Below are 24,673 nucleotides of genomic sequence, written 5' to 3' on the forward strand. Positions count from 1 at the left end.
CCTTATCTGTGCTTATTAGTTTAAAAATCCTTCTTCATCTAACGTGCCATTTAGTTTAAGTACATTTCTTCACAATCTAAATACATAACAAAAATATCCTGTTTTTTTGAAAGTCTTATTCAATTAAATGGCCCTTTAATTGAATACAGATGAAGTTTAAGGATCAAAGGAATTAAACAAAATAGCGGAAAATGTAAATATTTATGTGTTTAAACTATTGGGTGCAAGAATTCATTGGAAATTCACCATGCGAAAGCCGGATAGCTGGCTTTTGTTTTTAAGAATTATATCGTATAATACGATATATAGTGAGGTGAGATAAATTGAATGCTGAATTACTGAACAAGGCTTGGACAGATCTATATTATCATTTGCATTATAAACATGAAGAATCACTGACCCATCAAAACATCCGATGCATGCAGGCTGTTAAAAAAAATGAGCAGGCAACCATCCAATTTATTTCTAAAATACTGGATGTGACCCATCATACAGCGTCTGAACATATGAAAAGGCTGATACAAAAAGGGTATGTGAAAAAAGAAAGGTCAAATGCAGACAAGCGAGTCGTGTATGTAAAACTTACAGAGCTCGGGGAAGAGGTTCTCAAAAAGAATACAGAGCTCGATGAAGAAAAGGTGCAAGCTGTTTTGAAGCGGTTCACCGATGAAGAACAGAAGCAAATTAGTACAGCATTTGCTCTTTTAGCAAGGGAGGCAAAGCATGTCTTTTCTCGTTAAAACCGCTGTGTCTGCAGTTATTATTGCTCTTATCACTGGTTTTGCCAAACATTCCCCAAGGTACGGGGGAATCGCTGCAGCTCTTCCTCTTGTTAGTTTGTTAAGTCTTTTCTGGCTTTACGCTCAAGGAGAGCCTGATCAGCAGCTTAGCAAGTTTCTATTTGGAGTCCTTTATGGTCTGCCGAGTACAATCATTCTCATTTTTACTGTTGCGTTGGCTTTAAAGTATTCTGCTCCTTTTTTTCTTGCCATCATCCTTGGGTTAATGGGCTGGGGTCTATGTTTAGTTATGCAAAAGGTTTTGCTGTTATTTATTTGAATGGGAGGATGCATTGTGGAATTTAAAGTAAAAGAAGTGAAAGGATATACCCCTCAAATGGGTCATTTAATTTCAATGATGAACTATGCGAGGAAGACCACATTGGATAGTGTTCGAGGATTAACAGCAGAAGAACTCGATTATTTACCGAATAAAGACAGTAATTCCATCGGGGCGCTTTTAATGCATATAGCTGCTGTGGAATTTGGTTTCCAAATCGAATTTTTTGATGGGAGAAAGCCAAATCAAAAGGAAATGGCTGAATGGGGTGCAGCCTATTCACTAGGAAATGCAGGAAGAGCAGAGATAAAGGGCCATCCGCTTGAATATTACATAGAGAAGCTGACTAGTGTACGAAATCGAACATTGAATGAATTTAAAGAGAGAAATGATGACTGGTTATATGAAGAATGCCAATGGGATCATCATCCATCTAATCATTACTTTATCTGGTTTCATGTCTTTGAGGATGAAATTAATCACAGAGGACAGATAAGGATTTTGCGGAAAATGGTAAAGAGCTGACCTATTAAAGATCAGCTCATCTCTATCATAAATCATCAAACCCATTATCCACCTGATTCACTTTCGTATACTGACGTGATTTTTGCTCGAAAAAGTCAGATTTGCCAAGATCCACTTCTTCGTAGGCTTTAATCCATTTTAGCGGATTCGTTCGGAAGCCTTCGAAGGGGCGGTCAAATCCAAGCTGATTGCAACGTACATTCGCATAAAATTTAATGTAAGCCTCGATATCACTCATATTCAAGCCTTCCATCTTGCTTCCAATAATCGCTTTTCCCCAGTCAATTTCAAGCCTTGCCGCTTCAAGGAAAGTTTCCTTTACAAACATAGCAAGTTCAGGGGTATTGTACTCAGGATTTTCAGCTAATATTTCCTGGAAAATCTTTACGAACAGATCCACATGGATTTGCTCATCGCGGTTAATGTAATTAATCATGGTACTTGTCGCTACCATTTTTTGATTGCGGGCGAGATTATAGAAAAAGGCAAATCCTGAATAAAAGAAAAGCCCTTCTAAAATAACGTCATAAACAATGGATTTCAGCAGATTTTCAATGCTTGCTTCTTCAGCGAAATTTCGGTAGCCATTTGTTACGAATTCATTTCGTTTCCGCAATATCGGTTCACTTCTCCAATATTCAAATACTTCCTCCTGCTGATTTTTGGAGACGATGCTTGAGAGCACATAAGAATAAGAATGATTGTGAATGACTTCCTGCTGGGCAAGCATAATCATCAAGGCGTTCAGGCTTGAATCAGTCAGGTAATCCGCTACTTTCCCGGCATAGTCTGTTTGAATGCTGTCAAGAAGAGCAAGGAGTCCAATGATCTTTAAAAAGGCATCTTTTTCTTCCGTTTTTAAGTCTTTAAATTGCTTAATATCCTGAGACATATTGATCTCGAACGGTGTCCAAAAGTTCGCAAGCATCCGCTTGTATTTTGGAAAAGCCCACGAATAAGCGACGTCGTCCCAGTTGAGAATATTGGAACTTTTGCCATTTACGATGCCAGTTGAACGGTTCGGGGCCTCGCTGTCTAATATCGATCTTTTTGAAAGAACGGTTTGATTGATCAAAATTTCTCACTCTCCTTAGCTTGCGCAGGAATCACAATCCTCAATTAAGCTTGATGTGGATCGCACATAATAGGTTGTTTTCAAACCGGCCTTCCATGCCGTAAGATGCAAATCCAGCAGTTCCTTCGCTTTAATTGTATTCAGTACATAAAAATTGAAGGAAACCGATTGATCGATGTGCCTCTGTCTTTTTGCATTCTGCTCAATGCTCCACTTTTGGTCAATAAAATAGGCTGATTTGTAAAACCAGGTTGTTTCGGCGCTGAGATCAGGTGCCGTAACCGGAATTTTGTAATCTTTTTTTTCTTCTGAGTATACTTTCTGGAAAATTGGATCGATGCTCGCTGTGCTGCCTGCAATGATAGAAGTGGAGGCATTTGGTGCAACTGCCATCAAGTAAGCATTGCGAATTCCCTTTCCGGCTGTCTTTTCACGAAGTTCATCCCACGGAAGTGCGCTTGTCTCATTCGAGTAGCCGCGTTTTTGAAAATAAGCGCCTGTATGATAATCAGACCCTTCAAATAGCGGGTAAGCTCCCTTCTCTTCTGCGAGATCTGCACTTGCAGATAGGGTTAAAAAAGCGATTTTTTCGTATAGGCTGTCCGCATAGAGGACAGCTTCTTCGCTTTCCCACTTGATGCTTTTCAGTGCAAGCAAGTGATGCCAGCCGAACGTTCCGAGTCCAATAGATCGGTATTTGCTGTTTGTGATTTTTGCCTGATGAACAGGGATATCGTTCAAATCAATCACATTATCAAGCATCCGAACTTGAATAGGCACAAGCCTTTCCAATACTTCTTCCGTTACTGCCCTCGCTAGATTAATAGAAGAAAGATTGCAGACAACAAAATCCCCAGGAGTTTTCACAGTGATGATTTTGCCGTCTTCTGTATACTGCTCGTCCATTGTTGTCGCACTTTGATTCTGAGTGATTTCGGTGCAAAGGTTACTGCAGTAGACCATCCCTTGATGGGGGTTAGCATTCAGGCGATTTACCTGGTCGCGGTAAAACATGAAAGGAGTTCCTGATTCAAGCTGGCCAATCATGATCCGCTTCATAATATCAATGGCAGGGACTTTTTCTTTAGAAAGGGCAGGATGCTTGACACATTCGGCGTAACGATTCCTGAAATTGCCGTTGCCAAACTCTTCGTCGTAAAAATCCTCCAAGCTGTAGCCCATTGTTTTCCGGACTTCATGAGGATCAAATAAATACCAGTCGCCTCTTGCTTCCACCTGCTCCAAAAATAAGTCCGGAAGGCAGACACCTGTAAAAAGATCGTGGGTTCGCAGACGTTCATCCCCGTTGTTTAGCTTTGAATCCAGAAAGGAGAAGATATCTTTATGCCATACATCAAGATAAACGGCAATAGCACCTTTTCTTTGTCCGAGCTGATCAACACTGACAGCCGTATTATTCAGCTGCTTCATCCAGGGAAGAACGCCTGAACTGACTCCTTTAAACCCGCGTATGTCACTTCCTCGGCTTCTGATTTTTCCTAAATAAACACCAATACCGCCTCCGCTTTTGGACAGGTTGGCAATGTCCGTGTTGCTGTCAAAAATTCCTTGCAGGCTGTCATCGACTGTATCGATAAAACAGCTGGATAGTTGTCCAATCGATTTTCCGGCATTTGAAAGCGTTGGAGTTGCCACTGTCATGTAAAGATTGCTTAAAGCCCAGTAGGCTTCTTTAACCAAACCGATGCGCGTTTCCTTGTTTTCATTGGCCATTAAGGTCATGGCAATGATCATAAAGCGCTCCTGCGGAAGCTCCATCACATTTTTGCTATAATCCCGCGCCAAATACCGGTCACTTAACGTGCGAAGCCCGATGTATGTAAACAAAAAGTCTTTTTCCGGATCAATGGCTAAGGAAAGCTCCTCAATTTCAGCTTCGGTATAAGAAGACAAAATACGGCTGCTGTAGATGCCTAAAATCGTTAGCGTTTTAATTAATTCAAGCAGGGATCCGTATTTTTGAGAGGCGGCGTAGTTTCGTTTTTTGGCTGCTTTTTTATAAAGGGTATCCAGATAAAGCCGGGCACAGAAATGAGTCCACTCCGGTTCATTTTCATCAATATTAGCAAGGCCTTCTAAAATCAATAAATTGGATAATTCCTCTTTTGTATAAAATTCTCTCGCTGAGATTGTTTCAATAAGCCGCTCAATAAATGGCTGAATGGAAATAGCAGGGAAGGCAGCCGCTTTTTCTGTTAAATAGGCAGCAAGCTCTTCAGGATTAAACAGCTGTTCGTTTTTTTCGATTTCATCAATAATCATTGTCGTCACTTGTGTCGTCATTAGGATTCCTCCTCAAAATAAAAGGTGCTTTTTTACTAGGCGTAGAGATTTGAAGTATAAAAGCCTCTTTTTCTGCCAAATAAAAAATCCGCTCTTGGCAATGAGCGGATCAAACGATAGTATAGGGGGTACCCCTATATAACCATCGTTTCATCTTCTCAAGGCCCCCGGAGAACAGAAACTAACATCAGCACAGGCAGGTCTCCTGACTCGTGATCATCCTACTTATGGTCCTTCCCGTACAAATTGTACAGTGGCAATCCATGTTCGTCACACTTACAGTTGCGGGGACAGTTCCGGCATTTAACCGGATTCCCTTTTAATCCTTGCGGCACCTTATGCTGCTGGTAATAATCTATATATAGTATTTTAATTGTTTTTTATTTTCTATATGTTGTGTTTTATAGTTAATATCATAATAGACATGCTCCAAGATTTCAACTATTTCTTTTACAATGCCGAAAGTTTTCATATAGATCAGATGCTTTGTTAGAGGCTGATTACGCAAAATGTGTTGTTATTCGTAGAGGCTTCATTTCTTAAAATTTTTTTATCTGGATTGCAAGTATATTCAAGAAAAAAAGATGGGAAATCAACAAAGTTTAAGAGAGGCTTTTTTTCGCAAAGATTGTTGCTTTTCGTACAAGCTCTTATCACGTATTCAGCCAAGCTTCGGGGCATCTTTTCTTAAAGAATATTACCTTCCCGATGGTTTGTTAACCGTAATATAGGGTCATGAGCAACAAAGTTTAAGAAAAGAGCCTTAAGAAAGGAGCCTTGTTGAAAGAGGGCTATTTTTCTCGGAATTTCTTTTTCTATAACCAGACAATTAACCTGTAAACATTGTTTCTGCTGTGATACTGTTTTACTAATAAAACAGATTTTTCTAGATGAGAATGTGAAAAGGAGCGGAAAAGATGTTTGTCCTAATAAACGATAAAATCGAAAAGAGAGAAAATGCGAAAGTAGATATTGAAGACAGAGGCTATCAGTTTGGAGACGGCGTTTACGAGGTCATCAAAGTTTATAATGGCAAGCTGTTTACACTTAAAGAACATATGGACCGCCTGGAGCGGAGCGTCTTTGAAATGAAAATGAGGCTTCCTTTCAGCCGGGAGGAAATAGAAGGGAAATTAAAAGAACTGCTCAGGATCAATCATGTGGAGGAGGGAGCCGTTTATCTTCAAATAACCCGAGGAGGCTCGCCAAGGCAGCATCATTTCCCTGACTCAACTGTTCTTCCAATGCTAACGGCTTATCCATTTGAGTGCCATCGCCCGAAAAAACTTCAGCAGGAAGGGGTAGAAGTCACTTTGACAGAAGACATCAGATGGAAGCGCTGTGATATTAAAAGCTTAAATCTGCTTGGAAATGTGCTGGCTAAGCAGGAAGCAAAAGAGGCTGGGAAATTTGAAGCGGTCATGCACCGCGATGGCGGGATATCAGAAGGCAGCTCCACCAATTTCTATGGTGTCCTTGACGGCAACATTTTTACCCACCCGGTTAATAATCTGATTCTAAACGGAATTACGAGAATAAAGGTAGTGGAATTGTGCAGGAATGAAGGAATACCATTGACGGAGAAGGCTCTTAAAATGGAAGATCTGGAAAAGCTGGATGAGGCTTTTATTACTTCTACCACTTCTGAAGTGTTGCCAGTCATCAAAGTTGGAGATACTGTCATCGGAGAAGGCGTTCCAGGTGCTGTTACAAGAAAGCTGCAGAAACTGTTTAATCAATTAATTGACCAAAATTAAACAAACATGCATACTCTCCTTTTAAGGCTCTAAACATTGTTGCTTTCTCATAAAAGATGCCGCGAAGTAAGTCTCTATGCGTTTCTAGGAAATGAAGAAGCGAAAACAGCTTTATTTAAAAAGCACTGGTATTTATCCAGTGCTTTTTCACTTCATATATTGTCAGAGAGCTCTTTTAAATTGTCGGCAGTTGCCGAAAGCTCAGTCATTGTTACCGTAATATCATCAATGACATTTGCAAACTTGGCAAGTTCCAGGTCGGACAAATTGCTTTGTTTCTTATTGGCCGTCATGAGCTCAAGCACGCTTTCATAGAATGTTTCCATTTGGGTCATGTTTTTCGCTCCATCTGTTGTTAAGTTTGACATTGTCGAGATGGATTGTCCGATGTTATCCACTTTTTGGTGAATATCTGTGATTAGGCTGGAAATCCCCTGAACAGATTTTTTTGTTTCCTCTGCAAGCTTTCGCACTTCGTTTGCAACAACAGCAAACCCTTTTCCATATTCTCCGGCTCTGGCTGATTCGATCGCTGCATTCAGGGCTAAAAGATTGGTTTGCTCAGCTATGGAAGTGACGAGTGATAGGACGTTATTGATTTTTTCAGAGGTTTGTTCCAGCATATTCATTTCACTGGAAATGTTTTTTGTGCTTTTCTCAATAACACTCATTAATTCAGATTGTTTATCAAGAGTACTTTTCCCAAGATCGGCCTCGCGGGAAGCTTTATCGGCCTGCACAGCATTTCCGTTGGCTGACTCTGCTATTTGGTGAGATTGCTTATTTATGTCCTGTACCCATTCATTAGCCTGACTTGTAATTGATGCAAGACGGATGGCTGTCTCATTCACTTCATGCCGAAGATTTTCTTTTTCCTTTTCCAATGCTTCCCGTTTTTTTCTGTTTTCCATATCGTACGCTTCCAGAACGATTTGCTGCTCCAGGCCGATCATTTTGGAGACTGCCTGATACGATTCAAAAAGCTCGTCCTTATAGTGAACAGTTTGATAAAAAACATTCGTGATCTCGGTTTGAAGCTGTTGAAAAGCGCACAGATACCACTTCTCTTTTAAGCCGATTTTTACATGGATGCTTGCGATCCGTTTGAGTCTTCCAATTTCGTCATCATCCAAATTGCCTTTAAACATGTTGAGTTATATGAGTTCGCAGCGTACCTTTTAGTTTGTCTACTGAGCTGTTCTGATTGATAATCTGCAAAAGCTTTTCTTCGCGGACAATAGCTGCATAAAAGGAAGTCATAATCGTTTCAATATTTTCCTCAATAATTGGCTGCAGACTTTTAAGAATTAATAGATCTTTTCCAGATAATCCTGACATTTCAATCTGTTTTGCCAATTCAGGATATGAAACGTTTATAGCAGGAAAATGGACAAATTCATCCCATTTTGGAATCAATCTTTCTCTCTCTGTTTTCTTTTTCGTTAAAAATTTCACAAGGCTCCCCCTAATTATGCTTTCTTCACTTGTAATATCGGCGATTCTGTTCGTTTTTGCACTATGGTAAAAATAAAAAAGGCATCGCGGGATGCCTTTTTCCAGTGAATATAGAAATTTATTTTAAACAATCAATACTGGAAGATTTGTCGAGCTTGAAACCTTTTCACTCACGCTTCCTGAAAATAGTTTTTTTAGTCCGCTTAAATGGCGGCTTCCCATAATTATCATATCTGCCTGTATTTCTTCTGCATAGACTGTTATCGCTTCTGCAGGATCACCATCAAGAACCTTTACTTCCCCAGAGCAATTATTTTCTTCCAGGATATTGCTTGCCTGAACAGAAACCTCTGTCGTTCTGCCTCCTATATAATCCTGGTTTTCCTCAGCACCCATAGACCCTTGATCCACAGCTGAAGGGGGTACAGGATAATTCTGCAAGCCATCTGTCATATATGTGGTATTAGCAGGATATCTTGATGAATCAGCTGTAATTGCTGCGGCCGACTCATCGAATACGTGAGCCACTGTAATGGCTGCGTTCAGCTGTTTACTAAGGTTTGCTGCAGTATTGAGAGCGTTCACACTATCTTCCGTACCATCAAAAGCCACCAGCAATCGCTTGATTTCTTTCATGATTTCCACTTCCTTTTTGAATATTTGAAAAATTGTTTAATCATATATACCCGGCCTGCCTTGTTTCTAATCATTTTTGTGTGACCCCAAAGAAAATTCATTTCCAGCCGAATCATGTTACCATGCGCACAATGAAAAAGAATCCATACGAGTTTGCTTTTAAACAACTACGAGGTGATTGAAATGATAAAAGGCATTCTTACCAGAGTGTTTATTTTTCTTGCTCTTTTTGTTCTTCTTCTCTTTTTAGTCAATACAGTAATGGTGAATGCAAAGGATGTATCAAAACTTGAACAAACCATTGCTCAGCCAACTGTCATTTACGGAAAAGACGGTAAACTGGCGAGCAAGCTAAGCAATTCGAAAGTTGATTGGATTGATTATAATGAGATTCCTCCTGAATTTATCCACGCACTGGTGTCGACAGAGGACCGGGATTTTTTCAAGCATGGGGGAATTGATTATTTTGGTATCATTCGCGCAGCATTTAAAAATGTTACAGCTGGCGGTGTTGTAGAAGGCGGAAGTACATTAACACAGCAGCTTGCCAAAAACGTTTTTTTAACCCATCAAAAAACGTTTACCCGAAAATTCGATGAGTACTTTTATGCGAAGAAAATTGAAAAAGAATATACAAAAAAAGAGATTTTAGAGCTTTATGCCAACCAGGTTTACTTTGGAGAGGGGGCATGGGGTCTTCAGCGTGCATCCCAGATCTATTTCGGCAAAAATGCGAAAGACTTAACACCCGGTGAAGCAGCGGTTCTTGCAGGTTTGATAAAAGCTCCAACAGCCTATTCGCCAGTGGAACATATGGATAAGGCAATCCAGCGGCGCAATCTGGTTTTAGGTTTTATGAAAGGACAAGGTTACTTGTCCGAAGCTGAGACTGAAAAAATTAAAAATGAAAAGATCATTTTGAAGAGGAAATCAATTGATCCATTCAAAGGAAAATATCCATCCTATGTGGATCAGATTATCGCTGAAGCAAACCAAAAATACGGTATATCACAAAAGGATATTCTCTCAGGCGGATATAAAATCTATACAGAGATGGATCAGAACATGCAATCCGGTCTTGAGGATGTATATAAAAATGATAAGTTGTTTCCAAAAAGTGCGGAAGGAGAGCCTGCACAAAGCGGTTCCGTTCTGATTGATCCCAAAACAGGCGGGATCAGGGCCCTAATCGGGGGAAGGGGTGTTCACTCCTTCAGACAATTTAATCACGCGACACAGCTTAAGCGGCAGCCTGGTTCTGCCTTAAAGCCGATCGTTGATTATGCTCCTGCTCTGGAACAAGGGTTTGATATATTCAGCGAATTGAAGGACGAACCGCTTAATCTTAAAGGGTATGAGCCAGAGAACTATGATCATCAATACAGAGGCAGGGTAACTATGTATGATGCCCTGATTCATTCTTATAATGTACCTGCGGTTTATACACTGAGTCAGGTAGGGATTCAGGCTGGTCTTGATTCAGCGGCTAAGTTCGGCATTCCTGTTGTAAAAGAAGACCGCCAATTCGGTTTGGCGCTTGGCGGCTTATATCGGGGAGTCTCACCGCTGAATATGGCAGAAGCATTCTCTGCTTTCCCAAATGATGGAGTCAGAGAGGCATCTCATACCATTATAAAAATAGTTGATCCGAATGGAAATGTGGCAGGCAGCTATAAAAAGCAGGAAACGCGCGCAGCATCAAAAGAAACAGCAGATAAAATAACTTACATGCTTCAGGGCGTTGTAAATGAAGGAACAGGGAAGCAAGCCAGATTAGAGGGGAGAGAGCTGGCAGGGAAAACAGGAACGACCCAGTTGCCGCAAAAAGGTTCAGATGGAGTTAAAGACCAGTGGTTTGCAGGATATACACCAAATCTCGCAGGTGCTGTATGGGTTGGCTATGATCGTACAAATGCCAAAAATTATCTGACTACCTCAGCCAGCGAGACAGCTGCACCCATTTTTAAAGCTATCATGACAAAAGCGCTGGCAAATGAACCGGTTGAAAACTTTAATCTTCCAAGTTATTTCAAGCCGGTACCGAAAAAACCAGCTGCCAGCACCGAAAAAAGTCAAGCGGCAGACGAAAAAAAATCTCCACCTGAAAAAGACAACAACAATCATAAAGATAACAATCATGAAAACAAAAAAGACGGGCATAAGAAGGATAAAAAAGGTAAAAAGGAAAGAAGCGGCAGCCATTCGAAAAAGGACAATTAAACCTGACAAAAAGCAGCCGAGTCCGGCTGCTTTTTGTCATACTTGCATTCGTTCTTCTATTGGACGCCAGTATGGATCCCGTTCATCAAAGCAAGTAGGCTGCCTGTGAGGATAGGCACTCATCCTGAATTCCTTCTGATAAGCACGGAGTGACTTTTCATTCATACCGCCATCATAATCTGGATTGACGAATTGCAAAGGATCATCTTCCCAAAAACAGAGGTCACAGATCTCCCAGTTGCGGGGTTTTACAAGGGTTTTATAACCGCAGCAAGGACAAGTAGCTTTCATTTGAAATCCTCCCGTTACAAAATAAATATTCCAATAATGAACTCTAGCAAGAAAGCCTGCAAATCGCAGGCTTCATTTAGTCTTGAACGTTAAGTATAAAATCGGTTTTTCTAAGTATAGGCAGCTTTTTAGGAAAGTGCGCTGATAATCCATCCAATGACAACAATTGCCCCTATAATCATAAGTATCGTACGAATCATTTCACATTCTCCTTTTATTTTTGGCTTAGTTTCTGCAATGAAGTTTTCGCTTATACTTCTTAATGAATCTGAATTTTAAGCGAAGCTGATTTTTCAGAAGCTGGCTCAGATAAAACAGCATCAATTTCCATTAACAACGCGTCATCTTCTACACCATTCAGTACAACAGAAATGTCATTTTGTTTCGGAAGCGTCAGCAGGAATGAAACCATGGAAGGCAGTTTTTTTGCATTCACTTTCCTGTGATTTTCCGTTTGAAGAAAGATTGATCCTTCATATTTATTAGCTAGCTGATATAAATGCAGTGCCTGCTGCATATTCAATGTTTTCTCTATCATTTTAATCATTTTTTATTCCTCCATATGTTTTATACAGAACAATACCTCTTCATGAAGTACCTAAAACACTCTTCATATAAAATGGGTCTAAGTACCTCCCTGAATCTAAAAATCGCTCTAAAATTCAGACCGAAATGAAATAAATATAGTCTACTTTGAAAAAAATGGTTCTTTAAATCTATTTAAATGGGAATTTTAGCAATTGTATTAGTAACCAAATTAGTCTTAAAAAATGGCTCTGTTAAATTTGGCTGCTGATTGCAGCTAGCAGACACTCAAGCTTTAGCGGGCTTACCTTAGAGCCTCCGGGGTCTCCCTTGACACGCTATTCTATGCAGGAGTCTCAGCACCCGCTCCTATCAACAATGTGTGAAAATCAACATTATGCTTTAACTGAGCCTAAAAAATAAAAAATATGAAACTAAATATCTATAATTTAACCAAAAATTAACATATAATTTCCAGATAATGATGTATAGTAATGGAGGATATTTCTAATTCTTTTATGGAGGAAGATGACCATGTCTTTGTTAACAAAATTTTCATTGAAAAACAGAGCCGCCATTATCATTATGGTATTTCTTGTAGGAGTCCTTGGGGTATACTCTGGAGCAAAGCTTCCGATGGAGCTTCTTCCAAGTCTTGACAGCCCTATGATTAATGTCACTAGCTTTGGACAGGGAATGGACGCTGAAACAATGGCTGATGAAGTCACAGCCCCCCTTGAAAAAGAACTAAAAAATGTAAAGCATCTTGATACTATAACCTCTTCAACTTCTGAAGGTGTTTCCCAGATTTCGATGACTTTTGATTCAGGGACAGATATGAAGGAAGCGGGCCGGGATATTGAGAAGATTACGAACCAGGCGAGCCTGCCTCAAGGGTTTCAAAAGCCTGTTGTTTCACAGCTGAATACTTCAATGATTCCAATCGTTCAAATTGCACTCGAGTCAAAAAATGGATTTACTAAGGATACGGAAGAAAAAATCGATAATAACCTCATATCAGACATCCAGGATATTGACGGAGTTTCTACCGTTTTGAACTATGGTAAATCTGTTACTGAACTCGCAGTTAAGGTAGACAGCAAAAAAATAGAAGAAAAGAAGATTGCTCCTCAGCAAATCATGATGGCCCTGCAGGCACAAAATGCTTCTATACCTTCAGGACAGGTTTCAGTTGACGGAAAAACTAATGCTGTCCGGGTACTTGGTCAAGTCAAGAATATAGAGCAGGTAAAGAATGCTATTATTGTGCCTGGGGTTAAACTTAAAGATATCGCTAATGTTAAGATTGAACAGTATTATGAAGCGGATACCCGAGTTAATGGAAAAAACGCTCTTCTTTTAGTAGTAAGCAAGGAAGCAAGTGCAAACGCTGTCGAGGTTAGTAAAAAAGTTGAGGCAAAAGTGGAAGAGTTAAAGAAAGATTACAAGAGTCTTTTCGACATGCGAATCATCTCCTCAAATGGAGAGACAGTAGAAAATGCAGTATTTGGAATGGCGAGAGAAGTTCTTTTCGGGGCTCTTGCAGCGACTATTGTCATCTTCTTGTTTCTGCGTAATGTAAGAACGACATTGATTACGGTTGTCAGCATTCCTCTTTCCCTGTTGATTACTCTTTTCTTGCTTGATCAGTCACATGTAACATTAAATATTCTTACTCTTGGCGGAATAGCCGTGGCGGTTGGACGCCTAGTAGATGACAGCATCGTAGTGATCGAAAACATCTACCGGAAAATACAGCAGGAAGGCCGTTCTTTCGAAGTCATTTATGGAGGAACAAAAGAAGTTGCCGTCGCTATCACGTCTTCTACCCTTACGACAATCGCAGTCTTTTTGCCGATGATTTTTGCAGGAGGAGGTATCGGAGATCTCTCTTACTCTTTGATCCTTGCCGTTGTGTATTCCATCTTAGCTTCTCTTCTAGTAGCGTTTACTGTCGTTCCATTAATGAGCTTTGGACTATTAAAAAATATTAAACATAAAGAAACAAAACCTCTAAAATCTTATACAAATATTCTAAACTGGTCATTAAATCATAAATGGATCGTCATCCTTTTATCCATTCTGATTTTTGCTGGGTCTATTACGGCTTATGCCACGATCCCTCAATCGAACATCAATACGGAAGATCAATCTATGATGACCGTAACGATGAAGTTTCCTGCTGATTATGACCAATTCCTTGCTAAAGCTAAAGCGAAAAATCTAGAAACCAAACTTTTAAAAGAAGATAAGCTGAAAGACCTGTTCTTCCGAATGGGGGCATCAAAAGAGGATGCGAAATATTCCCAGCTTTCAACTGATAACGTCGCTACTTTTCAGCTGCTGTTCAAAAAAGGGAAAGATACTGAAAAATTTATCAGCGATGTGAAAAAGCTCGCTGGTGACTACAAGCCTGCTTCCATTGAAGCGGCAAAGGCAAGCTTTGGATCTTTCGGCGGTGGCAGCGGACTGGAACTCAATATTACAGCTGCAAACCAAGAGGACTTAAAGAAATCCGCTAAAATTGTAACAGAAAAATTAAAAAATATTTCAGGACTTGATAAAATCAAAAATAATTTTGAAGATCTTCAAAAAGAATGGGTCGTAAATGTAAACCAAAATAAAGCTCTCCCTTTAGGGTTAAATTATCCTCTTATCAGCGGAGATATCAGTGCATCTCTCGGAAAGGTACCTGCGGGTGAAATGAAAGTCGGAGATGAGAAGCTTCAAGTACAATTAACACCGAGCAAGAAACCGGAAAATGAGAATGAGTTGCTGAATTCATTCATTTATTCTCAGGCTGGTCCGATCCCTCTAAAGAAAATAGCAAATGTGGAAAAACAAGATATCAAAACAATGGTATATCATAAAGATGGAAAAGAAACGGTTCAGGTGACCGCAGATATTACAGGAAAAGATTTAAGAGCTGTAGGGACCAAAATTGATGAATTAATTAAAAAGACGGAACTTCCTGCAGGAGCTAAAATTCAAATGGCCGGAGCTACGGAATCCATGCAGAAAAACTTTATGGATCTCTTTAAAATAATGGGAATTGCCATTCTGGTTGTTTATTTAATCATGGTCATTACATTCGGCCAGGCTCGTGCGCCATTTGCCATTTTGTTCTCACTTCCGCTTGCAGCAGTTGGAGCAATTCTTGGACTGATCGTTTCCAGAACAACTGTTGATATCAGTTCATTAATCGGGGCTTTAATGCTGATCGGCATCGTTGTAACAAATGCCATTGTATTAATCGAAAGAGTTCAGCAAAACCGCATAAAAGGAATGGAAGTACGTGAAGCTCTGCTTGAAGCGGGCAGCATCCGTTTGCGTCCTATCATTATGACAGCCGTAACGACGATCGTGGCTATGGCGCCGTTGTTATTTGGGGAACAAGAAGCAGGAAGCCTTGTTTCAAAAAGCCTTGCAGTTGTTGTTATAGGAGGCCTCTCTGTATCCACTGCTTTAACATTGATTGTTGTGCCTGTCATGTATGAACTGCTTAACCGCAAAAAGAAGAAAAAAGCTAAACATAAAGATCAGCAGGAAATTGTGGCTTAAGTTACAATTTAAAAATGGGTAATTGACAAAATTATCTAATAAATGGTATCTTTACAAAAGAAACCAACCGAAACCATATGAAAGGAGGGCTGTGCCATGAAACGGATCAATGTTGCGATTTCAGTGAGAAAAAGAACTTCCGTTTTTAGCGCAGCCCTGCCTTTTTAAATAACTGCAAATATGAGCAGTCGTTTAAAAAAGTTTTTTCTAAGGCATGGGCAGCGATTTTTCATCTCGCAGCCTATGCCTTTTTCATTTGTAATAGAAGAAGGCATATTGCATCGCAGTATGCCTTTTTTTCTATTAATAAACTAATTTGAAATTTGGGAGGAAAAAGCTATGAGAACAAGATTAATGAAGCGAGCAGTGGAAAAAGGAGATCCAGAGAGCGGTTAGTAAATATGAAAAAGGAGATGACGCGATGTTTTCTGTATTAAAAAAATTAAAATGGTTTTTTAAAGCGTATTGGAAGCGATATACTGTTGCGATTGTTTTGCTGTTAATAGTCAATATTCTTGAGGTCATACCACCAAAAATTTTAGGGTCCGTTATCGATCAGATTGATCAGGGTTCTTTCTCAGGAAGCCTGCTGGTTAAATATATTTTCTTTTTCCTCGGACTTGGGCTGACAACTTATACATGCACTTATTTCTGGATGTATAACTTGTTTGGCGGCGCCAATCTGATTGAAAAAATTCTCAGGACCAAGTTTATGGGACAGCTGCTCCGAATGACACCAACCTTTTATGAGAAGAACCGTACTGGAGATTTAATGGCAAGGGCGACGAACGATCTAAAGGCGATTTCGCTGACAACTGGATTTGGTATTCTAACACTTGTTGACTCCAGCATGTATATGCTGACGATCCTGCTTACAATGGGTTTTATTATCAGCTGGAAGCTTACAATTGCAGCAATCATTCCTCTGCCTATTATGGCTTTTATTATCAGCCGGTTCGGCAAGCATATTCATGAACGGTTCATGGCCGCTCAGGATTCGTTTGGAGACTTGAACGACAAAGTACTCGAATCCGTGGCAGGAGTGAGAGTCATCAGGGCATTTGTTCAGGAAAAAGAAGATGTGAAGCGGTTCAGCAAAATGACAGATGATGTTTATCAAAAAAACGTGAAGGTTGCGAAAATTGATGCTTTGTTTGATCCGACAGTAAAGCTGCTTGTTGGGATCAGTTACATGATCGGGCTTGGATTCGGAGCGTATATGGTATTTAACAGAGAACTCACACTCGGTGAACTCGTTTCTTTTAACGTTTATCTTGGCATGATGATCTGGCCGATGTTTGCGATCGGTGAATTAATTAACATCATGCAGCGGGGAAATGCCTCTCTGGATCGGGTGAACGAAACGTTAGCCTATGAGCCGGATGTGAAAAATGCCAATGAACTGATAGAAAAAGACCTTCCGACAAGCATCCAGTTCAAAAATGTAACATTTCAATATCCAACTTCACAGGTTGAGAATTTACAAAATATTTCATTCACAGTAAAACGCGGTGAAACGATTGGTCTCGTGGGCAAGACGGGCAGCGGAAAAACAACCATTATTAAACAGCTTCTTCGCCAGTATCCAACTGGTAATGGAGAACTAACCCTTTCCGGTGTTCCAATTGAAAAGCTGCCAATGGAAACACTTCAAAAATGGATTGGCTATGTTCCTCAGGATCATGTCCTTTTTTCCAGAACGGTAAGAGAAAATATACTGTTTGGGAAAAAGTATGGTACAGAGGAAGAACTCCAAAAATCCATTGATTCTGCATTTTTCCGAAAAGACCTTGAGATGCTGCCAAAGGGTCTCGAAACGCTTGTGGGAGAAAAAGGGGTTGCATTATCTGGAGGACAAAAACAGCGGATTTCAATTGCTAGAGCACTTTTGATTGATCCGGAAATTCTCATACTGGACGATTCCTTATCTGCTGTTGACGCGAAAACAGAAACCGCCATTATTGAAAACATCCGCCGTGAACGGGCTGATAAAACAACCTTTATCACAACACACCGTTTATCAGCAGTTGAGCATGCAGACCGCATCCTTGTCATGGATAACGGTTCCGTCATAGATGAAGGAACTCATGCTGAATTAATGAAAAGAGATGGCTGGTACCAAGAACAATATGAACGTCAGCAGATCGAAGCTGAAAATGAAAGCGGGGTGAGCGCATGAACACTGGAAAAAAACTCTTTCGATACGCGCTCATTTATAAAAAAACGTTAATACTGGCACTTATCATGCTTTCAGTAGCCGTGTTTGCTGAACTGACTGGGCCTTTTATTGCGAAAAACATGATTGATCAGCATATTCTTGGGATTGAAAAACCATGGTATGAAACGAAAACGCCCTCAAGTGAAAGCGTCAGATACAAAGGGGCAACATACAAACGGAGTGACCGGTTTGCTCCTTGGGAAGCAAAGGGAAAACAAATTCGAATCATCCAGGTGAAACGGGATTATTACTTTATTCCATCTGCTATTAGCTTCGATGGGAAAAGAATCGCAGAAGGAAATAAACTAACGTTTGAAAGAAACGGCAAAAAAGCAGTTTATTCTGCTGCAAAGCTTTCAAATGATGATCTTCTTGCATTTTATAAGCCTGAAGTAAATGGCGTTATCAAGCTGATGGCTATTTATCTTGGACTCCTTGTTCTGGCTGCGTTTTTCAATTATGGACAGCGCTATTTCCTTCAAATAACGTCAAATCGGATTATTCAAAGAATGCGGGAGGACATTTTTGAACATATTCAGCGTCTGCCAATCAACTACTTTGACAATCTTCCTGCAGGGAAAATTGTAGCGCGTGTTACAAACGATACGGAAGCTATCCGGGAGCTTTATGTGGCAGTACTCGCAACCTTCTTTACAAGCGGAATTTATATTACGGGAATATTCATTGCCCTATTTCTCCTTGAGCCAAAACTTGCCCTGATTTGTCTTGTCATTGTACCGCTGTTGGTCGTATGGGCAATTATATACCGGAAATTTGCCTCTAAATACAACCATAAAATCCGGTCGCTGGTGAGCGATATAAACGCAATGGTCAATGAGTCCATTCAAGGGATGACCATTATCCAGGCGTTCCGGCGACAAAAGGAAATGAATAAGGAATTTGAAGAATTGAATGAAACTCATTTTGAGTACCAAAGAAAGCTTCTCAGCCTGAATTCCCTTCTTTCTCACAATATGGTCGGGTTTATAAGAAATGTCGCTTTCGTGGCTCTCATCTGGTATTTCGGAGGAGCATCTCTGCATGCAGCTTCAGCCGTTTCACTGGGCGTCCTATACGCATTCGTTGATTATTTAAATCGGCTATTCCAGCCTATTACAGGAATCGTCAATCAGTTTGCTCAGCTTGAACAGGCGCGTGTTGCATCTGAGCGTGTTTTTCAGCTGTTAAATAAAAAGGGAACAGATGTGGATGACCCGGGAAGTACCCGTTATAAAGGAAATGTTGCCTTTGATGATGTCTCATTTGCCTATAGCCATAACAATTATGTTTTGAAGAATATCAGCTTTGAAGCAATGCAAGGAGAAACAGTTGCCCTAGTCGGTCATACCGGTTCAGGAAAAAGCTCAATAATGAACCTCCTTTTCCGGTTCTATGATTTTCAAAAAGGTACTATCACGATAGACGGAAAAGACATTTCTAAAATGTCGCGCCAGGAAGTCCGAAAGCATATGGGAATCGTTCTTCAGGATCCATTCTTGTTCACTGGTACAGTTGCTTCCAATGTCAGTCTTGAAAATGAAGAAATACCAAGAGAGAAAATTGAAAAGGCGCTGAGAGATGTTGGGGCAGAAGAGCTTTTGAAGCATCTTCCAGAAGGCTTTAACGAACCTGTGGTGGAGAAGGGAAGCACTCTTTCCTCCGGCCAGCGTCAGCTAATCTCCTTTGCCAGGGCTCTTGCTTATGATCCTGCTATTTTAATTTTGGATGAAGCAACCGCAAGCATTGATACAGAAACAGAATCCATCATTCAGGACGCCCTTGAAGTTCTGAAAAAAGGCAGAACGACATTTATCATTGCTCATCGATTATCTACTATTAAAAATGCAGATCAAATTCTTGTCCTTGAAAAAGGAGAAATCGTTGAGCGCGGAAGCCACGACGAATTGATGAAAAAAGAAGGAAAGTACTTTCAAATGTATAAACTGCAGCAGGGGAAACAAAAGACGCTTGCAGGATAATATCAGGATGCAGCCTGTAAAAAGCTGCATCCTCTTTTTTTAAGGGGCGCATCGGGCTTCTGGAAGATGCAGCCAGTACGATCGCTTTCCTGGCCAGTGATGATGAAAAATGGATAACTGGCCAAGTGTTCCATTCAGAAGGCGGTTTTTTCTGGAGTTAATTTATTGTGCCGGAGGGGATCGGCCTTGGAAATTAGAAGACCAAAACATGAGGACATCAATAAGCTTACTCCATTTTTTGAAAGGGTCATTTTAGATACCTTCATTAAAGAAGGTATAGGAGATAAACACAGCGATATCATAGCGGAAATGGAAGAAAAGAAAAAATATTTGAAAAGTGATTTTGATAGTAATGGAAAGAATAGATTCTTTTTGATTGCATTAGATGGAAATAGAATCATCGGATCGATCGAATATGGTCCAGCGAGCGATCTTATAATTCAGTATACAAATGAAGCTTTAAAAGACCTGGTTGAAATAGGAACCGTTTTTGTACACCCTGACTATCAGCGGAAAGGGCTCGGTAATTCTTTATTACATGAAATGTATGAAACACTTCAAAAGAAAGGACGATTTTTGTTTAGATAGCGGATACATGACCGCCCAAAAAATTTGGAAAAAGAAATTTGGAGAACCGGATTATTTGTTAAAGAATTACTGGGGACAAGGCAATGACCACATGATTTGGAAGGTGAATATGTCTGATTTGTGATGTGCCTGTGTTATACCTAATGATTAAGATAACAACGCATCTCCTTAAAATTCAAAGGATTCTTCCACTAAAGATCCATGTTATAAAAATCTTACACATTCTTATCTATTTGGTGGAACAAGCTCCTTCCATTTTTCATATAAAATTAAATAGTAGCTGACAGTATCTTTTTGTGAAATCCCCAAATGGAAGTGAAGGAAAGATGAATGTTTTACTGATTTTGGATTCATACCCTGCTGACTCCCAATTCGAAAATAAATATGCCCTGCTTGCTGAAGAGTTCTCCCGAAACGGGCATAACGTCTATATTGTTTCCTGCCAGGATCATTCCATTGAAAAAGGAACCATGCTGACAGTAGAAGCATCCGTCACTGTTTTGCGAATGAGAAAACACTTTCTTCACCATAATCCATATCTAAAGGATGTTTTTCTGCCAAAATTTTTCTTGCGGCAAGTAAGGTATTATTTGAAAGGCATTGGTTTTGATCTGATTGTTTCTGCAACACCATCTCTCATTTCCTCTAAAACGATCCTTATATTGAAAAAGTATTACCAATGTTCATCCTATTTGCTTTTAAGAGGGTTGTTTCCGCATGTGAACAGGGATCTTGAGTTAATCCATAATCCAATCCTTCTTTATTCTTTAAAAAGAAAAGAAAAACGGCTTTATGATCATTCGAATTGGATAGGATGCATTTCTCCGGAAACAATGAAATACCTGGCTGCTCAATATCCACTATCTTTTAGAAAAAAACTGGATTATCTGGCAGATTGGAGTACGAAACCTCTTCAAAATCTGTCTCACATCAGAGAAAAACTAAAACTTCAAAAAGAAACTCAGCTCGTAGTATTTGAGCATGCACCTGAAGAGGAATTGGCGTTCTTATTGGATATTGCAGAGGAAAACAGAGATAATGAAAATTTGTTTTTTATCATAACAGGGAAAACCGTAAAAGAAGACAGGAGCCTTATTGATTCAAGAGGATTAAAAAATGTCATTTTTCTATCTTCAAACATGAAGACTGAGAGGGAAAAACTCCTGGGTGATGCAGATATCGGCCTTATTTTGCTCAACCGGCAATTGTCAGTTCCTGTTGTCCCTTCCCACATCGGCAGCTTTATGAACGCTGGCCTTCCTATCATTGCTTGTGAAAATCCGTTCACTCACTTCTCCTTTATTATCAAAGAAGCTGCATGCGGGCTTGTTTGCTATACAGGAAATCTGAAGCATTTTCAAAGAAATCTGAATAGGCTTCTTTCAGATGATGGTATGAGGGAATGCTTGGGGGAAAATGGTAGAATGTATGCTGAGAAAGAGCTGACTGCAGAAAAAGCGTACAAAACGATCATGAAGCATTTTCAGGACTGATTATGCAGCGATCCTTTTCCAAATCAGGATCTTTCTATTATAATCATGATAAAAACGGATTGGAATAACGAAAAAACCAGCTCAATTCGAAAAAATCCCGCAAAGTCAAAACCGGACTTTGCGGGATTTTCTGTAAATAGCTGTCGGTGTTTAATTTTGATCAGATGGAAAAACGCGATGATCTCTGAAGAATGGGCTTAAATCTTGTTTTGTTGATCTTTCCATCGCTGAAATAAAGTCTTTTGTTGTAGAAATGCCGAATTTCTTTTCTTTAAAGTAGGCTTTCATCGCTTTGTAGAAGGCTTCATCTCCCAATTCAAGGCGAAGGTCGTTTAACGTTGTGGAGCCGTAGTCGTAGATCATATAATAGTAGGCGCTGATGCCCGGATCTCCTTTTGCAGTGAAGTCAGAGACCTTGCTTGAGACATGGTAATAGGTATCAGAAAGCGGCGGGACATTCAATTCATCAAGACTATTATCATACAAAGCTGCCGCATAGCTTGCAAAGGATTCGTCCAGCCATGGCTCGTCGTATTCGTTATCTCCGATAATGCCGTAAAACCACTGGTGTCCGATTTCATGGGCATTAACTGATTTTACCCATTCCTGGCTTCTTTTTTCATTTAAACTGATCATAACAAGCTGTGGGTATTCCATTCCTCCAAACCAGCCCTCCATGGAAACAACATCCAGTTCAGGCCAAGGATATTTGCCGAACTTTTCACTGTACAGTTTAATGCTGTCTTTCCCAGACTCTAGCAGGGAAGCAGCATATTTTGCATATTTGTCATCATAATAAACATTCACCTTAACGCCATTTACCTTTGAAGATAAAATTTTATACGTTGGGTTCATTTCCATTGCGAAGTCACGAACATTTTCTGCCTTGTAGTGGTGTGTGGCAAGCTCGCCATCCATGGCCGGTTTTCCTTCCTCCGTTCCGGTTGCGGCAATAACCTGTTTCCGGTCTGTTGTAACTTTCACATCAAAGTTACCCGTTAAGGAGTAGAAAGATTCGCCAGCATTGTAATAAGGGTCCACATTCCAGCCTTCTTCGTCATAAACAGAAAGGATCGGAAACCAATTACCCATTGAAACTGTATCCCCGTACCATCCAAAGCGGTCCTGCTGCTCAGGAAAGTTGACAGTAAAATTCATTGTAACAGTGGCAGTTCTGTTTTTAACAAGAGACAGATTCTTGATATGTAAAGCTGTATCCTTCACATCAGATTCTGCTTTTTTTCCATTAACCCTGATGTCTGATACATCCATGCTGCCCCCATTATCTTTAAAAAAGTCGGCTTTTCCCCATAAATTAAAATAGAGCTCACTCAAATTATCTTTTACATTGTTTTTAAAGCTGACATTCATCTTTCCTGTAAGCTTGTGCGTTTTGGAGTCGTACTTCACATCCATTTTGTAGGAAGGATCTGCAGGCCCCATCACTTTGTCATCATTTACGGATACTTTTTTAGCAAGATTTTTAGAAGCGAGTTGCTGAACCTTTACGGGCTGGGTAAATTTGTAAGCTGCTTTGCTGGAAGAATAGCCTTCCTGCTTTGCTTGTGCAGGGAGAGCAAGCCCTGTTGTTAAAGCGGCAATCGCAAACCCGGTAACCCATTTTCTCAATTGTCTTTTATTCGTCATTTTGATTCCCCCCTTAATGAGTCTAATATAATTAATTCAATATTCGAAATAATTAACCTTGAAACATTTGTATGATTTTGTCATTTTATTTTGCTGGGTAAAGAATCCTGGTTGGATGTGAGGAGTTATGTCGAAACGAGCCCTTTTTCATGGGAGAGGGTGCTAGAATGCATAGGGAGAAACTCATATTATAAAAGCCAAAAAAAAATAAGCAGGCTGTATGCCTGCTTATAAATAAGCCAGTCCGACACGGTTTTTAGAAAAATGGTGATGCTGCAGTTCCTGATAAAGAAAGTGAGCGGTATCAGCAACAGTTATGCTTTTTCCGTTTTCAGTTCAGGGAGCAGGTCCGCTTCATAGCGGTAGTTCCCGGTAAAATCGCCATCAGGCACGCCTTTACCATATGGCCGTCAGCAAGGCTTCTTTTTAAAAATTCCATACCGGCTCTTCCTGTACTCCCAAATAACGAAATTCTCATTCTTTTCACCGCCGCTTTAAAGTACCTTCATTGTAAGTCTTTCCATTCGGATTTGTCCAAAAAAACCGCTTAGCAACGAACATTAAAAAGGGAGACATCTAATTGATGCCTCCCTTAAGTCATATTATTTAGTTCTTATTGTTGTTGGAAAGAACCGCCCATTTGTTGTTGAGCCATTTGAACCAAACGCTTAGTGATTTCTCCACCAACAGATCCGTTAGCACGAGATGTTGTTTCAGCGCCAAGGTTTACACCGAACTCAGAAGCGATTTCATACTTCATTTGGTCGATTGCTTGAGAAGCGCCTGGAACTAATAATTGGTTAGAGCCGCTTTGTCTTTGAGCCATTTCATTTCAACTCCTTTATTGGGTTTTTTGGCTGGGTTTGCTGGGATTGCACCAGCGGATGAATTCTATAATGAGTTCATATGCCTCTTGGCTAACCCATCGATCAGGCTATCCTGTGTGCCTGTTATAGGTAGTATGTTTTTGAGCCGAATTTATATACATGCGTTCCCTTTGGTAAATTTTCTTAATTTTTTGAGAGTACATACTTTTGATGGAGCGGATACAATCTAACAAGAAGAAATAAGGAAAAAAGGAGAAACGGTTGAATGGATATGTGTCCATTGTGTAATGGCTTTGAGGTGAAATGGGTAGAGTGCAGGGGTTGCGGGACTTTGATGGAGGATAGCGGGCGGCTGACAGATTACCTTGATGACTACAGCGCTTATATGGAGATTGACAGCATGAAATTATATGATGGAGTATTAGATTCTCTTGAGAAACACCAGTGTATTCATCTTTTTTTCTGCAGAAGATGCCAAAATGAAGAATTAACCATCGAAAGAGAATAAAAAAA

At 40.0% G+C, this 24,673-nt stretch carries 20 protein-coding genes, 2 pseudogenes and 1 riboswitch; of the genes and pseudogenes, 12 read left to right on the forward strand and 10 right to left on the reverse strand.

What is annotated here, in order from left to right; translation table 11 throughout:
• The first annotated feature begins 323 nt into the window (after window positions 1–323).
• Genes ACOT8F_RS03610 through ACOT8F_RS03620 form a run of 3 tightly spaced genes read left to right on the forward strand, consistent with a single transcriptional unit; the run spans window position 324 to window position 1,584 of the window.
• Complete coding sequence (locus ACOT8F_RS03610; protein WP_421650179.1) at window positions 324–740, forward strand: MarR family winged helix-turn-helix transcriptional regulator; 417 nt, start codon at window positions 324–326, stop codon at window positions 738–740.
• Complete coding sequence (locus ACOT8F_RS03615) at window positions 724–1,059, forward strand: DUF3147 family protein (protein WP_421650180.1); 336 nt, start codon at window positions 724–726, stop codon at window positions 1,057–1,059. The genes ACOT8F_RS03610 and ACOT8F_RS03615 overlap by 17 nt, the downstream gene beginning before the upstream one ends.
• Before the next feature lie 15 nt (window positions 1,060–1,074).
• Window positions 1,075–1,584 carry a DinB family protein gene (locus ACOT8F_RS03620; protein ID WP_421650181.1) on the forward strand — a complete coding sequence of 170 codons (510 nt, stop codon included), beginning with the start codon at window positions 1,075–1,077 and terminating at the stop codon, window positions 1,582–1,584.
• Window positions 1,585–1,609: 25 nt separating this feature from the next.
• Here ACOT8F_RS03620 and ACOT8F_RS03625 read toward each other — a convergent pair whose 3' ends face one another.
• Together ACOT8F_RS03625 and ACOT8F_RS03630 are read right to left on the reverse strand one after the other, a co-directional pair.
• Window positions 1,610–2,656: a ribonucleotide-diphosphate reductase subunit beta gene (locus tag ACOT8F_RS03625; protein WP_421650480.1), complete on the reverse strand. Its 1,047-nt coding sequence runs from the start codon at window positions 2,654–2,656 to the stop codon at window positions 1,610–1,612.
• 18 nt (window positions 2,657–2,674) lie between these two features.
• Window positions 2,675–4,963: a ribonucleoside-diphosphate reductase subunit alpha gene (locus ACOT8F_RS03630; protein ID WP_421650182.1), complete on the reverse strand. Its 2,289-nt coding sequence runs from the start codon at window positions 4,961–4,963 to the stop codon at window positions 2,675–2,677.
• A 178-nt stretch (window positions 4,964–5,141) separates the two neighbouring features.
• Window positions 5,142–5,318, reverse strand: a riboswitch (cobalamin riboswitch).
• Window positions 5,319–5,880: 562 nt separating this feature from the next.
• On the opposite strand from ACOT8F_RS03630, the gene dat reads away from it, so the two are divergent.
• Window positions 5,881–6,720 carry a D-amino-acid transaminase gene (dat, locus tag ACOT8F_RS03635; protein WP_421650183.1) on the forward strand — a complete coding sequence of 280 codons (840 nt, stop codon included), beginning with the start codon at window positions 5,881–5,883 and terminating at the stop codon, window positions 6,718–6,720.
• A gap of 152 nt (window positions 6,721–6,872) precedes the next feature.
• Here the strand turns inward: dat and ACOT8F_RS03640 are convergent, their stop codons facing one another.
• From ACOT8F_RS03640 to ACOT8F_RS03650, 3 genes are all read right to left on the reverse strand, one after another.
• Window positions 6,873–7,853 (reverse strand): methyl-accepting chemotaxis protein, encoded by a 981-nt coding sequence (locus tag ACOT8F_RS03640; RefSeq protein WP_421650184.1) that lies wholly within the window; start codon window positions 7,851–7,853, stop codon window positions 6,873–6,875.
• A gap of 7 nt (window positions 7,854–7,860) precedes the next feature.
• Complete coding sequence (locus tag ACOT8F_RS03645) at window positions 7,861–8,175, reverse strand: protoglobin domain-containing protein (RefSeq protein ID WP_421650185.1); 315 nt, start codon at window positions 8,173–8,175, stop codon at window positions 7,861–7,863.
• Between the two features lie 123 nt (window positions 8,176–8,298).
• Window positions 8,299–8,811, reverse strand: a complete 513-nt coding sequence (locus tag ACOT8F_RS03650; protein WP_421650186.1) for a universal stress protein — start codon at window positions 8,809–8,811, stop codon at window positions 8,299–8,301.
• 183 nt (window positions 8,812–8,994) lie between these two features.
• Here ACOT8F_RS03650 and ACOT8F_RS03655 point away from each other — a divergent pair, with 183 nt between their 5' ends.
• Complete coding sequence (locus ACOT8F_RS03655; RefSeq protein WP_421650187.1) at window positions 8,995–11,031, forward strand: transglycosylase domain-containing protein; 2,037 nt, start codon at window positions 8,995–8,997, stop codon at window positions 11,029–11,031.
• A gap of 36 nt (window positions 11,032–11,067) precedes the next feature.
• Here the strand turns inward: ACOT8F_RS03655 and ACOT8F_RS03660 are convergent, their stop codons facing one another.
• Together ACOT8F_RS03660 and ACOT8F_RS03665 are read right to left on the reverse strand one after the other, a co-directional pair.
• On the reverse strand, window positions 11,068–11,322 hold the full coding sequence (locus ACOT8F_RS03660) for a CPCC family cysteine-rich protein (protein WP_421650188.1): 255 nt from the start codon (window positions 11,320–11,322) through the stop codon (window positions 11,068–11,070).
• A 259-nt stretch (window positions 11,323–11,581) separates the two neighbouring features.
• Window positions 11,582–11,869, reverse strand: a complete 288-nt coding sequence (locus ACOT8F_RS03665; RefSeq protein ID WP_421650189.1) for an HPr family phosphocarrier protein — start codon at window positions 11,867–11,869, stop codon at window positions 11,582–11,584.
• Between the two features lie 512 nt (window positions 11,870–12,381).
• Between ACOT8F_RS03665 and ACOT8F_RS03670 the strand changes: the two genes are divergently transcribed.
• From ACOT8F_RS03670 to ACOT8F_RS03695, 6 genes and pseudogenes are all read left to right on the forward strand, one after another.
• Window positions 12,382–15,408: an efflux RND transporter permease subunit gene (locus ACOT8F_RS03670; protein WP_421650190.1), complete on the forward strand. Its 3,027-nt coding sequence runs from the start codon at window positions 12,382–12,384 to the stop codon at window positions 15,406–15,408.
• Between the two features lie 421 nt (window positions 15,409–15,829).
• Window positions 15,830–17,587 carry an ABC transporter ATP-binding protein gene (locus tag ACOT8F_RS03675; protein ID WP_421650191.1) on the forward strand — a complete coding sequence of 586 codons (1,758 nt, stop codon included), beginning with the start codon at window positions 15,830–15,832 and terminating at the stop codon, window positions 17,585–17,587.
• Window positions 17,584–19,605 carry an ABC transporter ATP-binding protein gene (locus ACOT8F_RS03680; protein ID WP_421650192.1) on the forward strand — a complete coding sequence of 674 codons (2,022 nt, stop codon included), beginning with the start codon at window positions 17,584–17,586 and terminating at the stop codon, window positions 19,603–19,605. Before ACOT8F_RS03675 ends, ACOT8F_RS03680 begins: the two co-directional genes overlap by 4 nt.
• Window positions 19,606–19,640: 35 nt before the next feature.
• Window positions 19,641–19,766, forward strand: a pseudogene (locus ACOT8F_RS03685) (SDR family oxidoreductase); the annotation flags it as partial.
• Between the two features lie 25 nt (window positions 19,767–19,791).
• Window positions 19,792–20,317: pseudogene (locus tag ACOT8F_RS03690) on the forward strand (GNAT family N-acetyltransferase).
• A 202-nt stretch (window positions 20,318–20,519) separates the two neighbouring features.
• Window positions 20,520–21,686: a glycosyltransferase family 4 protein gene (locus tag ACOT8F_RS03695; RefSeq protein ID WP_421650193.1), complete on the forward strand. Its 1,167-nt coding sequence runs from the start codon at window positions 20,520–20,522 to the stop codon at window positions 21,684–21,686.
• A gap of 150 nt (window positions 21,687–21,836) precedes the next feature.
• Here the strand turns inward: ACOT8F_RS03695 and ACOT8F_RS03700 are convergent, their stop codons facing one another.
• The 3 genes from ACOT8F_RS03700 to ACOT8F_RS03710 form a co-directional block, all read right to left on the reverse strand.
• Window positions 21,837–23,333, reverse strand: coding sequence for a M1 family metallopeptidase (locus ACOT8F_RS03700; protein WP_421650194.1), 1,497 nt, complete (start codon window positions 23,331–23,333; stop codon window positions 21,837–21,839).
• A 331-nt stretch (window positions 23,334–23,664) separates the two neighbouring features.
• A complete protein-coding gene (locus tag ACOT8F_RS03705) occupies window positions 23,665–23,811 on the reverse strand; it encodes a hypothetical protein (RefSeq protein ID WP_421650195.1) in 147 nt (48 codons plus the stop codon).
• A 135-nt stretch (window positions 23,812–23,946) separates the two neighbouring features.
• On the reverse strand, window positions 23,947–24,159 hold the full coding sequence (locus ACOT8F_RS03710) for an alpha/beta-type small acid-soluble spore protein (RefSeq protein WP_421650196.1): 213 nt from the start codon (window positions 24,157–24,159) through the stop codon (window positions 23,947–23,949).
• A gap of 266 nt (window positions 24,160–24,425) precedes the next feature.
• Between ACOT8F_RS03710 and ACOT8F_RS03715 the strand changes: the two genes are divergently transcribed.
• Window positions 24,426–24,668 carry a hypothetical protein gene (locus tag ACOT8F_RS03715; RefSeq protein ID WP_421650197.1) on the forward strand — a complete coding sequence of 81 codons (243 nt, stop codon included), beginning with the start codon at window positions 24,426–24,428 and terminating at the stop codon, window positions 24,666–24,668.
• Window positions 24,669–24,673: the final 5 nt, after the last annotated feature.

Source organism: Chryseobacillus diguaensis (assembly GCF_049220665.1).
Lineage (GTDB): Bacteria > Bacillota > Bacilli > Bacillales > Bacillaceae > Metabacillus_B.